This is a genomic window from Escherichia sp. 94.0001, from assembly GCF_013369155.2.
Lineage (GTDB): Bacteria > Pseudomonadota > Gammaproteobacteria > Enterobacterales > Enterobacteriaceae > Escherichia > Escherichia coli_F.
In genome coordinates this window covers 122546-136211 of record NZ_JABWMS020000009.1, presented here as the reverse complement: position 1 = coordinate 136211, position 13666 = coordinate 122546, and the positions used below count along the sequence as shown (strand labels likewise).

Genomic DNA, 13666 nt, shown 5'->3' with positions numbered 1-13666 from the left:
CGACGACCTTCGGGTTATGAGCCCGACGAGCTACCAGGCTGCTCCACCCCGCGTCCGTGGATGCGCACTATACTCCGCTCGCGTTTTCATGCAACCTTTTTTTTACCCAGATCACGGATTTGGTATGATTTTGAGCAAAAACAAATCACTAAAGCCTGTTTTTTGTGCAAAATTTGCGTCAGGGAGAGGCTGCTCATTTCATTAAACGCGGCGGTTTGTTATCTTCATTGCGCCTTATTTTTTAAACTGAAGAAGAGAACAATGAAAGGACGTTGGGTAAAGTACCTTCTTATGGGCACGGTTGTGGCAATGCTTGCCGCCTGCTCTTCCAAACCAACCGATCGCGGACAGCAATATAAAGACGGGAAATTTACCCAGCCTTTCTCTCTGGTAAACCAGCCAGATGCCGTTGGCGCGCCAATTAACGCCGGTGATTTTGCCGAGCAAATTAACCATATCCGTACTTCGTCACCGCGTCTGTATGGCAACCAGAGTAATGTTTATAATGCGGTGCAGGAGTGGCTACGCGCAGGCGGTGATACCCGCAATATGCGTCAGTTCGGCATTGACGCCTGGCAGATGGAAGGTGCCGACAACTATGGCAACGTGCAGTTTACGGGCTATTACACGCCTGTCATTCAGGCGCGCCATACCCGTCAGGGCGAGTTCCAGTATCCTATTTACCGTATGCCGCCAAAACGTGGTCGTCTGCCGTCTCGTGCGGAGATCTACGCGGGAGCATTGAGCGATAAATACATCCTCGCTTACAGCAACTCTCTGATGGATAACTTCATTATGGATGTGCAGGGTAGCGGGTATATCGATTTTGGTGATGGCAGTCCGCTTAACTTCTTCAGCTATGCCGGAAAGAATGGTCATGCCTATCGCAGTATTGGTAAGGTGCTGATTGACCGTGGCGAAGTGAAAAAAGAAGATATGTCGATGCAGGCGATTCGTCACTGGGGTGAAACACACAGTGAAGCCGAGGTTCGCGAGCTGCTGGAACAGAACCCGTCTTTCGTCTTCTTTAAACCGCAATCTTTTGCTCCGGTGAAAGGGGCAAGTGCGGTGCCGCTGGTTGGTCGCGCTTCAGTTGCGTCCGATCGTTCCATTATCCCACTTGGTACAACCTTACTGGCAGAAGTGCCGCTGCTGGATAATAACGGCAAATTTAACGGTCAGTACGAACTGCGGCTGATGGTGGCGCTGGATGTCGGTGGTGCAATCAAAGGCCAACACTTCGATATTTATCAAGGTATCGGGCCGGAAGCCGGACACCGCGCAGGTTGGTACAACCACTATGGACGTGTTTGGGTGCTGAAAACCGCCCCGGGCGCAGGTAACGTCTTTAGCGGCTGATGTGTTATTCTGTATACCGTTTTGACGGATACGACAGGGTGAGGGATAACCTCGCCCTTTTTAATTCTGAGGTGCTATGTCTGTGGTAATTAGTGATGCATGGCGTCAGCGTTTTGGTGGCACTGCGCGTCTGTATGGTGAAAAAGCGTTGCAACTGTTTGCTGATGCGCATATTTGTGTGGTCGGTATTGGCGGTGTCGGCTCCTGGGCGGCGGAAGCGCTGGCGCGCACGGGTATTGGCGCAATCACACTTATCGATATGGATGATGTGTGCGTCACTAATACCAATCGGCAAATTCACGCGCTGCGAGATAACGTCGGGCTGGCCAAAGCGGAAGTCATGGCCGAACGTATTCGCCAGATTAACCCGGAGTGCCGTGTAACGGTGGTGGATGACTTCGTGACGCCGGATAACGTAGCGCAATATATGAGTGCCGGTTATTCGTACGTGATTGATGCCATTGATAGTGTGCGACCCAAAGCGGCGCTGATTGCTTATTGTCGGCGCAACAAAATCCCTCTGGTCACGACTGGTGGTGCTGGTGGGCAGATTGATCCGACGCAGATTCAGGTTACCGATCTGGCGAAAACGATTCAGGACCCGCTGGCGGCGAAGTTGCGCGAGCGCCTGAAAAGCGATTTTGGCGTAGTGAAAAACAGCAAAGGTAAGCTCGGCGTGGATTGCGTGTTCTCTACCGAAGCGCTGGTGTACCCGCAGTCAGACGGTACGGTGTGCGCGATGAAAGCCACGGCAGAAGGGCCGAAGCGGATGGATTGTGCATCTGGATTTGGTGCGGCGACGATGGTGACCGCCACCTTTGGTTTTGTTGCGGTTTCTCATGCGTTGAAGAAGATGATGGCGAAAGCGGCGCGTCAGGGGTAAACAATCAGGTCGGATGCGACGCGAACGTCTTATCCGACCTGGTTTTGTGCTTAACCCTGCTTTGCCGCCGCGATAATCGCCTCGCTTAACGCATTCAACCCCTGACTGCGAGAGGCGCTAAGTTGCGCACGCAATCCCAGCTCATCAAACAATGCCAGCGGCGACTGTGCTTGCAATTCGGCGGCGGTTTTCCCCTCAACGGCAGTCAACAACACCGCCAGCAGGCCGCGCACAATGCGTCCTTCGCTGTCGCCAAAGAAATGCATCGTGCCGTTTTCAGCCACGGTATACCCCAGCCAGACGCGGTTTTCGCATCCGGCAATCTCTTTAGCCTGCGCTTTTAACTCGTCTGGCAAAGCTGGAAGCTGTTTCCCCAACATAATTAGCTGACGATATTTGTCTTCCCATTGAGTCAACGGCGCGAAAGTTTCGTGTAACGTCTTTACGGTAACGGTTGTGCCGAACGGGTGTCCGGCGTATTGCGGGTTCGTCATTAATCCACCAATAATTCCAGCGCGCGGTCAACGGCATTCACCAGCGCATCCACATCACTCTTTGTATTATATGGCGCAAAAGAGGCGCGCAGTGTGCCGGTTACGCCTAATTCTGCCAGTAGCGGCTGAGCGCAATGCTGCCCGGCCCGCAGGGCAATGCCGTACTCCGCCAGCAGCGTCACCATATCGCTGTGATGAACGCCAGCAAAATCAAAGGCTAGCAGGCTGGAATCCTGGCTGCGGAATGAACGAAAGCCTGGACGTTTTGCCAGCGCCTCTTCTGCAATCGTCGCCAGGCTGCGACTCCAGCTTTCTGCCTGGTTGATATCGTAATCTGCCAGCCATTCCAGCGCCGCGCTTAACCCAATTACGCCAGCCACATTTGGCGTTCCGGCTTCCAGTTTCCACGGCGCGGATTGAGGGGTGAAGCTGTCAAAACTCACTTCGTGAATCATTTTACCGCCACCCAGCCAGGGCGACATCGCTTCCAGCAGTTCTGGTTTGCCATACAGCACGCCGATACCTGTCGGGCCATACAGTTTGTGACCTGAAAAAGCATAGAAATCAATATCCAGTTGCTGAACATCTGCGGGGAAATGCACCGCACCCTGAGCACCATCAACCATCACCACCATCCCGGCTGAATGAGCAAAGGTAATCGCTCGTGCCAGATCCGGGCAACCGCCAGTGACGTTAGACATCTGGCCCAACGCCAGAATCCGACTATGGGGAGTAATCAGTTCAGGCAACAAATCGATATCTGGCAACCGCTGCGCATTAAGCGGCAATTTCACCACTTTGGCTCCGGTTTGTTGGGCGACCATCAGCCAGGGGACGAGGTTGGCGTGATGCTCTGCCACACTGACAATAATTTCATCGCCCGGTTGCAGACGCGGACGGGCATAGCATTGCGCCACCATGTTGATGGATTCAGTGGTGCCGCGCGTCCAGACGATAGTTTTGTCATCTGGTGCATTCAGTAATTGCGCCACTTTTTCCCGTGCAGCTTCGTAACGCGTGGTCAGGCGTTGGGCCTCGGCAAACTGGCTACGATGGACGTTTCCGGCGCTCAGGCTGTAAAACTGTCGGGTTGCTTCAACCACGGCTTCAGGTTTAAGCGCGGTCGCGGCACTGTCGAGATAGACGCCCGCATCCTGTAGCGCGGGAAACTGGGCGCGAAATTGCGCGGGATTAAAAACGTTCATGGTACTCCTCGGCTTGATGCACCGATCGTGACGCAAAATTCACTTTGATACAAGGAGAGTGCTAACCATCAGAATTATCTGGATATCCTGGCGAAGCCGCGTAAGTAACATATGCTAAATAGTGTTAGGCGTTAATTTTAGCCTGTTAATCAATACTATTAAGATTTATTAATCGCTTTAAGGAGAAGATGATGAAAAAGACTGCCGCAATTATTTCTGCCTGTATGCTGACTTTTGCCCTGAGCGCCTGTTCCGGTTCGAACTATGTGATGCACACCAATGACGGACGTACCATCGTCTCTGACGGCAAACCACAGACTGATAACGATACCGGTATGATTTCGTATAAAGACGCTAATGGCAACAAACAGCAGATCAACCGTACCGACGTGAAAGAGATGGTCGAACTGGATCAGTAATTCGCGATCGCAAGGTAAAAAAAAGCACCGCAATTAGGCGGTGCTACATTAATCACTATGGACAGACAGGGTAAATGTACAGGAAGTGAAAAAAGGTAGCTTTGCTACCATGGTCTGAATCGCAGACCAATTGCAAACACAACAACACAACATCACAACCGTAAGCCAAAAGTTCACCAGAACACGCATTCCGATAAAACTTTTCGTTCCGGCTCAGGAAGTGCCGCCACTATAGGTATTTGCTGGTAGAAGCTCAACGGACAATTTATAATGGCTCAGATTAAAAAAACTAATAGGTTACACAGTGTGATCTAATTGTTAAATTCATTTAACATCAAAGTTTAAAAGCCATGTCTAAACGATTACCACCGCTAAATGCCTTACGAGTTTTTGATGCCGCAGCACGCCATTTAAGTTTCACTCGCGCAGCAGAAGAGCTTTTTGTGACCCAGGCCGCAGTAAGTCATCAAATCAAGTCTCTTGAGGATTTTCTGGGGCTAAAACTGTTCCGCCGCCGTAATCGTTCACTCCTGCTGACCGAGGAAGGTCAAAGCTATTTCCTCGATATCAAAGAGATATTTTCGCAATTAACCGAAGCGACGCGTAAACTCCAGGCCCGTAGCGCCAAGGGGGCGTTGACGGTCAGTTTACTCCCCAGTTTCGCCATACATTGGTTGGTTCCGCGACTTTCCAGCTTTAATTCAGCTTATCCGGGAATTGACGTTCGAATCCAGGCGGTTGATCGTCAGGAAGATAAGCTGGCGGATGATGTTGATGTGGCGATATTTTATGGTCGGGGCAACTGGCCGGGGCTACGGGTGGAAAAACTGTACGCCGAATATTTATTGCCGGTGTGTTCGCCGCTACTGCTGACTGGCGAAAAACCCTTGAAGACCCCGGAAGATCTGGCTAAACATACGTTATTACATGATGCGTCTCGCCGTGACTGGCAGACATATACTCGCCAATTGGGGTTAAATCATATCAACGTTCAGCAAGGACCAATATTTAGTCATAGCGCCATGGTGCTGCAAGCGGCTATCCACGGGCAGGGAGTGGCGCTGGCGAATAACGTGATGGCGCAATCTGAAATTGAAGCCGGACGTCTTGTTTGCCCGTTTAATGATGTTCTGGTCAGTAAAAACGCTTTTTATCTGGTTTGTCATGACAGCCAGGCAGAACTGGGTAAAATAGCCGCCTTTCGCCAATGGATCCTGGCGAAAGCCGCTGCTGAACAAGAAAAATTCCGCTTTCGTTATGAACAATAATTTACGTAGGGTACGACCATGACCAGCCGTTTTATGCTGATTTTCGCCGCCATTAGCGGCTTCATTTTTGTGGCGCTGGGCGCTTTTGGCGCGCATGTGTTAAGTAAAACCATGGGGGCCGTTGAGATGGGCTGGATCCAGACCGGTCTCGAATACCAGGCGTTCCATACGCTGGCGATCTTAGGTCTGGCGGTGGCAATGCAGCGTCGCATCAGTATCTGGTTTTACTGGAGTAGCGTTTTCCTTGCGTTAGGCACGGTGCTGTTCAGCGGCAGCCTTTATTGCCTGGCGTTGTCGCATTTGCGTTTGTGGGCATTTGTCACACCGGTTGGCGGCGTGAGCTTCCTCGCGGGCTGGGCGCTAATGTTAGTTGGTGCTATCCGTTTAAAGCGCAAGGGCGTAAGTCATGAATAAGGTTGTATTGCTGTGCCGTCCGGGCTTTGAAAAAGAGTGCGCCGCAGAAATTACCGATAAAGCCGGCCAGCGGGAAATTTTCGGTTTTGCCCGCGTGAAAGAGAATGCGGGTTATGTCATTTATGAATGTTATCAACCTGATGATGGCGATAAGTTAATCCGTGAGCTGCCGTTCAGTTCATTAATTTTTGCCCGCCAGTGGTTTGTGGTCGGGGAACTCCTGCAGCATTTGCCGCCAGAAGATCGTATTACCCCCATTGTCGGCATGTTACAGGGCGTAGTAGAGAAGGGCGGTGAACTGCGTGTTGAAGTTGCCGATACCAACGAAAGCAAAGAGTTGCTGAAATTCTGCCGTAAATTCACCGTGCCGCTACGCGCTGCCTTGCGCGATGCCGGGGTGCTGGCGAACTATGAAACGCCGAAGCGTCCGGTTGTGCATGTATTCTTTATTGCACCAGGTTGCTGCTATACCGGTTACTCATACAGCAACAATAATTCGCCGTTCTATATGGGCATTCCGCGTCTGAAATTTCCGGCAGATGCGCCGAGTCGTTCCACGCTCAAACTGGAAGAGGCATTTCATGTGTTTATTCCGGCGGATGAGTGGGATGAACGTCTGGCGAACGGGATGTGGGCGGTGGATTTAGGTGCTTGCCCAGGCGGCTGGACCTACCAACTGGTGAAGCGCAACATGTGGGTATATTCCGTTGATAACGGCCCGATGGCACAAAGCCTGATGGATACCGGGCAGGTGACGTGGCTGCGGGAAGACGGTTTCAAATTCCGTCCGACACGCAGCAATATCTCCTGGATGGTATGCGATATGGTTGAAAAACCGGCGAAAGTTGCGGCATTGATGGCGCAGTGGCTGGTTAATGGCTGGTGCCGTGAAACCATTTTCAACCTCAAACTGCCGATGAAAAAACGCTACGAAGAAGTGTCACATAATCTGGCGTATATTCAGGCACAGCTTGATGAACATGGCATAAATGCTCAGATTCAGGCGCGGCAGTTGTATCACGATCGCGAAGAAGTGACGGTGCACGTCCGCCGTATCTGGGCTGCGGTGGGTGGTCGTCGCGACGAGCGATAACAGGCAAGGCCGGGGCGTCGTCTCCGGCCTGCTACCCTTTCCGTCAGGCTGTTACCAAAGAAGCCGCAACCTGGCGCTCATCAGAAATAATGTGCGTGACCTCATCCAGATGCCCGATGCGGGCTTCCCCTGAACGATTAAATTTACTTTTATCAATCAATAACAACGATTGCGCGGCACGTTTTAATAGCATCGATTTGTAATCAGCGTTGATGGCATTGGAGTCCCACAGTGCACCGCTGCTATCGATCCCTTCACAAGAAAAAATAAACAGATCGATTTCCAGCGATTTAAGTTGGGAAATCAGCGAGGGATTGACGTAACAGCCATATTTGCGCTCAAGTGTGCCGCCGGAACTGATCAGTTGAATGCGTTCACGTTTACCGAGTTCATGGCAAATCGGATGGCTATTGGTGAAGACCTGAATGTCGATGTCAGGCAACTGGCGTGCCAGATACCAGCAGGTTGAACTGGCGTCTAAGGCTATCACCATCCCTTCTTCAATCCACGCGAGCGCTTCGCGCGCGATATCTGCTTTATGCGCATAATGGCTTTTCAGCCGGATGTGAAAGGGATCGCCACTGTCTTGATTTTGACGGTGGATATATTTAGCGCGCCCATGATTGCGCAGAATTTTACCCTGCGTCTGTAATTCATTGAGATCGCGACGAATGGTTTCTTTACTGACCTTTAGCTGTTCAGATAGAGCTTCCGTGGTCAGGCTGGTATGGTTCAGCAGCAGGTCGACTATCGCTTGCTGGCGTGCCGCTTTCATATTTTTCACCCCATCATTCGATAACCGCCCGCGTCATGCGGGCGTACCGGTATGAGATTACGGTGTTACCCCTTTTTTTAAAAGAATATTCCCGTACTTCGCTCGTTCGCCTGTGATAACGATCGCAAAGGCTTTTTGCGCCCGCTCATAAAACGCAAAACGATTGATGCGGATGATGTCAGGACAGGGGGCTTGTAGTGAAAGCGCATTACGATAACGTCGTTCTACTTCAGGATCGAGAGTATCACCTTCTACCGCCGCCATCATCACCAGCGGCGGTGCATAACTGTCCAGTTCAAATAACGGGATTATCGCCTGGAGCAAGTCGCTCACCAACAGGCCATCAGCGCGGATCACCTGCGGTCCCATCGAATGGGCGGGAAAGTGAGCATCGGAAAAAATAATTTCATCTCCATGTCCCATCTCTGCCAGCACTTTCAATAGTTCAGGAGAAATTAACGGCGAAATTGTTTTCAGCATTTCACACTTCCTCTATAAATTCAGGTTCAGTTTGCGGGTAGAAATAACGGTACTGATAATGAATCTGCGCGCGAGCTTCTTCCGGGCTGTTAAATTCCCCTACGCCATACCAACCGAACAGCGCAGCTCCTGCGACGGTCGTTTCGGCGTCGTCGAGAACTTTTACCGGAATATCAAGCATATTGGCTTTAATCTGATTCCACAATGTGTTGCGACTTCCTCCACCTACTAACAATAATTCAGAGGCTTTAAAGTGACCGATTTTTTCCAGCATCTGTAGATTGCGCTGTAATTGCGCGGTTAACCCTTCCAGCGCTGCGCGATAGAAATGCCCCCGCGTGGTATTAAGCGTCACTCCTTGCCAGCCAGCGTTCTGACACGACAATAAATCACACTGCATTTTCACGCCATCCGCGCCAGGCGCGATCAGACGAGCTTCATCAATCAACATTTGCCAGGGCGTTTCAGTAGTCCAGAACAGTTTTCTCACCCATTCCAGCACGCCGGATGCCAGCCATTGCATACCGGGGTTATACAATCCTGCCTGGCTATCCAGTTCGCAGGTGGAACCGGCGTACTGACTTAGCAGTGAAGTATCAACCTGCGTACTGCGGACCATTAAAATTTCCCAGGTACCGGAAGAGAGCACGGGTTCATTTTGTTCGGCACCAGCGCCAAAAAGGGCGAACTGGGTATCGTGACCTGCGGAAATCACCGGTATGCCAACGGGTAAGCCGAGCATTGCTGCGGCGCTGTTCTGTAGCGTACCTATCTGTTCACCCGCTTCCACCAGACGAGGGAAGAGACGGCGTGGAATACCGGTGGCTTGTAAAATTTGCGGACTGAAATCGCGTTGCTGGATATCCAGCATCTGGCTGGTTCCGGCCATCGTGATATCAGTAGTCAATTCGCCGGTTAAACGGTGGTTAATCAGCGACGAAATAAAGAGCCAGGCGTGCGCGCGTTCCAGCAGTTGTGGATGATTTTCTTTCAACCACACCAATTTATATAACGTATTGAAACTAAAGGCTCCGACGCCAGAAATAGCCTGCAACTGCTGTGCGGAGATCAACCGTTCAATATTGTCCATTACCGCTGCTGTTCGCGGACATTTCCAGCTAATGATCGGATAGAGCAGATTGCCTTGCTTATCTACCAGAGCGCCATCCACACCAAAGGTGGTGACGGCGATACCGCGGATGTGGCATTCAGTCAGTTCACTATTGATTTGCCGACAGCAATCAGCAAAGCGTTGCAAAATGGCGTCTAAAGACCACTGGTGCCAGGTGTTGTTTTCCATCGCGATATCGCTGGCATTAGGCGTTGAGGCGCGGGCAACAATTTTTCCCTGCCGATTAACCGCGATGGCCCTGACATTGGTTGCGCCACAGTCGAGTACCAGGATAACTTCTTGTTTCATAATCGCTCCTGCAATATAGCCGGATAACATTGTTTATCCGGCTAACCACTCTTGCTTGTTCAGGCCCGGTAGCCGGAGCGACCGGGCATCACATCAGGGAGTAATGTATTAACGCTTGTACAACGGACCGTAGTTCTGGCAAGCGCGGTAATCCTGGCCTTCAATATCCATGCCGTGCGCAGCCCAGGCAGAAGGACGATACACTTTGGTCTCTTCAACGTTGTGCATACATACCGGGATACGCAGCATGGAGGCGAGAGTGATAAAGTCTGCGCCAACGTGGCCGATGGTCAGAACCCCATGGTTAGCGCCCCAGTTCGCCATTACCGAGTACACATCCGTAAACGGCCCTTTACCGGTGAGGCGCGGTGCAAACCAGGTGGTTGGCCAGGTTGAGTTGGTGCGTTTGTTGAGGATGTCATGCACATCCTTCGGTAACTCAACGCTCCAGCCTTCCGCGATTTGCAGTACCGGTCCCAGGCCTTTGATGATGTTGACACGGGTCATGGTGAACGGGACACCGCCTTCAGTAAGGAAGCGGGAAGAGTAACCACCGCCACGGAAATATTCGTGGATAGCCGGGCACCATTCGGTCGCGGCGAGGCAAGCGTCAGCCTCTTGCTGAGAGATTTCCCAGTGCGGCTTCATCGTCGGTTTACCTTCGCTGTCGCGTTGTTTACAGGAGCCGTCCAGCGCAGCAGAACCGGAGTTGATCAAGTGGATAATGCCGTGTTCTGCCAGTCCGTCCAGTTTATGCCCCGTTACACGCTCAATTGCTTCTGGTGACCAGTAGGTACGCACATCGGCAAATACCTGAGCGGTGCCGGTGAGCTGGTGACCCATTAGCATTGCCACGCCGTTAAGACTGTCGTTTTCGGTCGCCACGACAAAGGGTTCGCGTACGCCATTCCAGTCAAATGAACTGTTGAGGATCGCTTCGGCGGTGTCGCCATTTGGATATTGATCGGTCCAGTGACGTTGCCCCTGGAAGCCCGCAGCGATGGCGTTGTAACCAAGAGATTCTTCCACGCGACCAATATCGGCCAGTTTGCTGTTGCCTTGCATCATGTCGCGGATACACATCGCCATCAGTAAACTTTCGCGTAGAACTGCGCGGCTTTGCTCGGCATTGCGTTGATACTGTTTGTTATTTTCATCTTCGCCATAGCGGAAGTTTTTATCAGCCCAGGCCAGCGCCATTTCCAGTTCTGCTTCGTCGTAAATCTTCTGATCAATACGGCGACGCAGTTCGGTCATATCCACCGCCTGGACTTTCATTCCTAGCCAGGATTCAAAGAAGTTGTGATCAACAATGGAACCGGCGATACCCATCGAAACGCCGCCCAGCGACAGATAGCTTTTACCTTTCATGCTGGCGACTGCCAAACCGGCGCGGGCAAAGCGCAGCAGTTTTTCTTCAACATCAGCAGGAATCGATGTGTCATCGGCATCCTGAACGTCATGACCGTAAATGGAGAATGCCGGGATACCTTTCTGACTGTGAGCTGCCAGAGCTGCGGCGAGGTAAACAGCGCCTGGGCGTTCAGTGCCGTTAAAGCCCCAAATGGCTTTCGGGCGGGTAGGGTCCATGTCAATGGTTTCACTGCCATAGCACCAGCAAGGCGTTACCGTAATGGTGAGGCCTACATTCTGACTGCTGAATTTTTCTTCGCAAGCAGCGGCTTCAGCCATACCCGCGATACAGGTATCGGAAATGACACACTCGACGGCAGCTCCGCAGGCATGGCGCAGTTTCTCGGTCAGCAGTGCGGCCGTAGCTTTCGCCATATTCATTGTTTGTTCTTCAAGCGACTCACGAACACCCATGCGACGACCGTCAATAACCGGGCGGATACCAATTTTCGGTAACGTATTAATTTTCATCAGGATTCCTCATCTCGCTTTATTGGCGCTCTGCTAAGGCGGAGAAAGGAAACCACCGAAGCAGTAGTATTGGTCATTATTTGCTAACTCGAGTTAGCTTAGGTTTGTAGGCTTTTTATGCACAACTTTTTTGTTGTTGAAATGTGAGGGGCTTCACGAGAAGTGGTTAAAATACGATCTCTGTCAAATTATTATTTAGCGGGATAAAAATAAATTTTACGTATAATCATATGGTTATTAGATTTTAATGGTTATGCATCACAGTTTTAACTCAAATGATTTGGCTAATTTGTATACCTAAAATAGCTTTAAAAGGCGATCGCTAACTCGAGTTAGCAAAATGCGAAGAATAGATTGATACGATGAATATTTATTCAAAGGTTATTCGTATCACAGTGGAGATGGCTTTAGTAGCGACGTTTATGCCGTACTTCACATTTTCAGTTTCTGATTATTGAGGAAAGCTGCAATGTCCGAAACATTTTTGCAAATGAAGCATATCACCAAACGCTTTCCTGGAGTGTTGGCGCTTAATGACGTGCAATTTACCCTACGCCGGGGCGAGGTTCATGCATTATTAGGTGAAAATGGTGCAGGAAAATCTACATTAATGAAAATTTTGTCGGGGGTTTATCAACCTGATGAAGGCGAAATAATTTTTGAAGATAAATTAGTCTCATTTTCTGATCCGTTAAGTGCGCAAAACGTAGGTATTACTATTATTCACCAGGAATTTAATTTATTTCCCGAGCTTACAGTAGAAGAAAATATTTTTATCGGCAGGGAGTTTTGTAAAAAAAATCGCTGGCGTCTGGATGAGAAACAGCAACGCAAGGCGACGATTGAAATTTTGCAAAAATTAAATTTGGCGATCAAACCAGATACTCTGGTTGCCGACCTTACGGTAGCTCAACAACAGATGGTAGAAATTGCCAAGGCCATTTCGGTTAACGCCAGGATTCTCATTATGGATGAACCTACTGCGGCGTTAACAGAAACTGAAATTGAAAGCTTATTTCGCGTCACCCGGTTATTGAAAGAACAGGGGACCGGCATTGTGTATATATCCCACCGTCTGGAAGAGTTGGCGCTAATTGCCGACCGCGCGACTGTAATGCGTGATGGTCAGTACATCAGCACAGTAGATTATGAGTGCGTAAAAATCAGCGATCTGATTGCCATGATGGTTGGTCGCGATTTAGGGAATATCTATCCCCGCCGCGAGGCCATACAGCAGCGGATGCCGGTTCTGGAGGTCAACGGACTGACGCGCAAAGGCGTACTGAACGATATTAATTTTACGCTTTATCGTGGCGAGATCCTCGGCTTTGCCGGACTGATGGGGGCAGGTCGTACTGAACTTGCGCGTGCGATTTTTGGTGCGGACTCCATTGACAGCGGAACGCTAAAGTTAAATGGTAAGGAAACCGTTATTAAAGATATTTCGGATGCTATTCAGCAGGGAATTAGTTACCTGACGGAAGACCGAAAAAAAGAAGGGTTGGCACTGAATTTATCTGTTGAACGAAATATTATGTTAGGAAATTACCCTGAGTATTCCGATCGTTTTGGGAATGTCGATTCGCGTCGTTGCCAACAAACCAGTGAGGAACAGGTAAAAGCGTTAAGGATTAAAACGCCAAATCTTGAACAGGCTGCATTAAATCTAAGTGGAGGAAATCAGCAGAAAATTATAATTGCACGTTGGGTGTGTAAAGATACTGATATTTTAATCTTCGATGAACCCACTCGCGGCATTGATGTTGGCGCCAAACTGGAAATCTATGAGTTAATGAATCGCCTGGTGGCAAAAGGGAAATCAATCATCATGATCTCCTCTGAATTGCCGGAGGTGTTAGGAATGTGCGACCGTATTTTAGTGATGCGCAGTGGTCGAATTACTGGCGAACTTAGCGCAAATGAAGCGACACAAGAAAAAATCATGCAATACGCGACGTTAGAGGATTAAATT

Annotated in this window: 13 protein-coding genes; 7 read left to right on the top strand and 6 right to left on the bottom strand. The window is 50.2% G+C overall.

Annotated features, from left to right (window positions below; translation table 11 throughout):
• Positions 1 to 261 precede the first annotated feature (261 nt).
• The gene (gene mltA / locus HEN33_RS07460; RefSeq protein WP_176262677.1) at positions 262 to 1359 is read left to right on the top strand and encodes a murein transglycosylase A; all 1098 of its coding nucleotides are present in this window, start codon (positions 262 to 264) and stop codon (positions 1357 to 1359) included.
• 76 nt (positions 1360 to 1435) lie between these two features.
• Positions 1436 to 2242, top strand: a complete 807-nt coding sequence (tcdA, locus tag HEN33_RS07455; RefSeq protein WP_000117724.1) for a tRNA cyclic N6-threonylcarbamoyladenosine(37) synthase TcdA — start codon at positions 1436 to 1438, stop codon at positions 2240 to 2242.
• Positions 2243 to 2292: 50 nt separating this feature from the next.
• Here tcdA and csdE read toward each other — a convergent pair whose 3' ends face one another.
• Both csdE and csdA read right to left on the bottom strand, forming a co-directional pair.
• Positions 2293 to 2736 (bottom strand): cysteine desulfurase sulfur acceptor subunit CsdE, encoded by a 444-nt coding sequence (gene csdE / locus HEN33_RS07450; RefSeq protein WP_032185027.1) that lies wholly within the window; start codon positions 2734 to 2736, stop codon positions 2293 to 2295.
• Entirely contained in the window at positions 2736 to 3941 is a 1206-nt protein-coding gene (gene csdA, locus HEN33_RS07445) for a cysteine desulfurase CsdA (RefSeq protein ID WP_176262676.1), read from the bottom strand. Before csdA ends, csdE begins: the two co-directional genes overlap by 1 nt.
• 191 nt (positions 3942 to 4132) lie before the next feature.
• On the opposite strand from csdA, the gene HEN33_RS07440 reads away from it, so the two are divergent.
• The 4 genes from HEN33_RS07440 to rlmM all read left to right on the top strand — a co-directional run bounded on the left by HEN33_RS07440 (position 4133) and on the right by rlmM (position 7135).
• Entirely contained in the window at positions 4133 to 4360 is a 228-nt protein-coding gene (locus HEN33_RS07440; RefSeq protein ID WP_000750398.1) for a YgdI/YgdR family lipoprotein, read from the top strand.
• Between the two features lie 350 nt (positions 4361 to 4710).
• Positions 4711 to 5628: a glycine cleavage system transcriptional regulator GcvA gene (gene gcvA / locus HEN33_RS07435; protein WP_000044401.1), complete on the top strand. Its 918-nt coding sequence runs from the start codon at positions 4711 to 4713 to the stop codon at positions 5626 to 5628.
• Positions 5629 to 5646: 18 nt separating this feature from the next.
• Positions 5647 to 6042: a DUF423 domain-containing protein gene (locus HEN33_RS07430; protein ID WP_000203905.1), complete on the top strand. Its 396-nt coding sequence runs from the start codon at positions 5647 to 5649 to the stop codon at positions 6040 to 6042.
• Positions 6035 to 7135 carry a 23S rRNA (cytidine(2498)-2'-O)-methyltransferase RlmM gene (rlmM, locus tag HEN33_RS07425; protein WP_001045520.1) on the top strand — a complete coding sequence of 367 codons (1101 nt, stop codon included), beginning with the start codon at positions 6035 to 6037 and terminating at the stop codon, positions 7133 to 7135. The genes HEN33_RS07430 and rlmM overlap by 8 nt, the downstream gene beginning before the upstream one ends.
• Before the next feature lie 43 nt (positions 7136 to 7178).
• Here the strand turns inward: rlmM and fucR are convergent, their stop codons facing one another.
• The 4 genes from fucR to fucI all read right to left on the bottom strand — a co-directional run bounded on the left by fucR (position 7179) and on the right by fucI (position 11694).
• Positions 7179 to 7910 carry an L-fucose operon activator gene (fucR, locus tag HEN33_RS07420; protein ID WP_010378533.1) on the bottom strand — a complete coding sequence of 244 codons (732 nt, stop codon included), beginning with the start codon at positions 7908 to 7910 and terminating at the stop codon, positions 7179 to 7181.
• 57 nt (positions 7911 to 7967) lie between these two features.
• A complete protein-coding gene (gene fucU, locus HEN33_RS07415; RefSeq protein WP_000920840.1) occupies positions 7968 to 8390 on the bottom strand; it encodes an L-fucose mutarotase in 423 nt (140 codons plus the stop codon).
• A gap of 1 nt (position 8391) precedes the next feature.
• Complete coding sequence (fucK, locus tag HEN33_RS07410; protein ID WP_176262675.1) at positions 8392 to 9810, bottom strand: L-fuculokinase; 1419 nt, start codon at positions 9808 to 9810, stop codon at positions 8392 to 8394.
• Positions 9811 to 9918: 108 nt separating this feature from the next.
• Positions 9919 to 11694, bottom strand: coding sequence for an L-fucose isomerase (gene fucI / locus HEN33_RS07405; protein WP_038355742.1), 1776 nt, complete (start codon positions 11692 to 11694; stop codon positions 9919 to 9921).
• A 469-nt stretch (positions 11695 to 12163) separates the two neighbouring features.
• Between fucI and HEN33_RS07400 the strand changes: the two genes are divergently transcribed.
• The gene (locus HEN33_RS07400) at positions 12164 to 13663 is read left to right on the top strand and encodes a sugar ABC transporter ATP-binding protein (protein ID WP_105271795.1); all 1500 of its coding nucleotides are present in this window, start codon (positions 12164 to 12166) and stop codon (positions 13661 to 13663) included.
• Positions 13664 to 13666 lie beyond the last annotated feature (3 nt).

Excerpts from the sequence above, each read along its gene's own strand:
- tcdA (WP_000117724.1), top strand. The coding sequence starts at position 1,436 with ATGTCTGTGGTAATTAGTGATGCATGGCGTCAGCGTTTTGGTGGCACT.
- rlmM (WP_001045520.1), top strand. The coding sequence starts at position 6,035 with ATGAATAAGGTTGTATTGCTGTGCCGTCCGGGCTTTGAAAAAGAGTGC.
- fucI (WP_038355742.1), bottom strand. The coding sequence starts at position 11,694 with ATGAAAATTAATACGTTACCGAAAATTGGTATCCGCCCGGTTATTGAC.
- fucK (WP_176262675.1), bottom strand. The coding sequence starts at position 9,810 with ATGAAACAAGAAGTTATCCTGGTACTCGACTGTGGCGCAACCAATGTC.
- csdA (WP_176262676.1), bottom strand. The coding sequence starts at position 3,941 with ATGAACGTTTTTAATCCCGCGCAATTTCGCGCCCAGTTTCCCGCGCTA.
- fucR (WP_010378533.1), bottom strand. The coding sequence starts at position 7,910 with ATGAAAGCGGCACGCCAGCAAGCGATAGTCGACCTGCTGCTGAACCAT.
- HEN33_RS07440 (WP_000750398.1), top strand. The coding sequence starts at position 4,133 with ATGAAAAAGACTGCCGCAATTATTTCTGCCTGTATGCTGACTTTTGCC.
- mltA (WP_176262677.1), top strand. The coding sequence starts at position 262 with ATGAAAGGACGTTGGGTAAAGTACCTTCTTATGGGCACGGTTGTGGCA.
- HEN33_RS07400 (WP_105271795.1), top strand. The coding sequence starts at position 12,164 with ATGTCCGAAACATTTTTGCAAATGAAGCATATCACCAAACGCTTTCCT.
- fucU (WP_000920840.1), bottom strand. The coding sequence starts at position 8,390 with ATGCTGAAAACAATTTCGCCGTTAATTTCTCCTGAACTATTGAAAGTG.
- csdE (WP_032185027.1), bottom strand. The coding sequence starts at position 2,736 with ATGACGAACCCGCAATACGCCGGACACCCGTTCGGCACAACCGTTACC.
- gcvA (WP_000044401.1), top strand. The coding sequence starts at position 4,711 with ATGTCTAAACGATTACCACCGCTAAATGCCTTACGAGTTTTTGATGCC.
- HEN33_RS07430 (WP_000203905.1), top strand. The coding sequence starts at position 5,647 with ATGACCAGCCGTTTTATGCTGATTTTCGCCGCCATTAGCGGCTTCATT.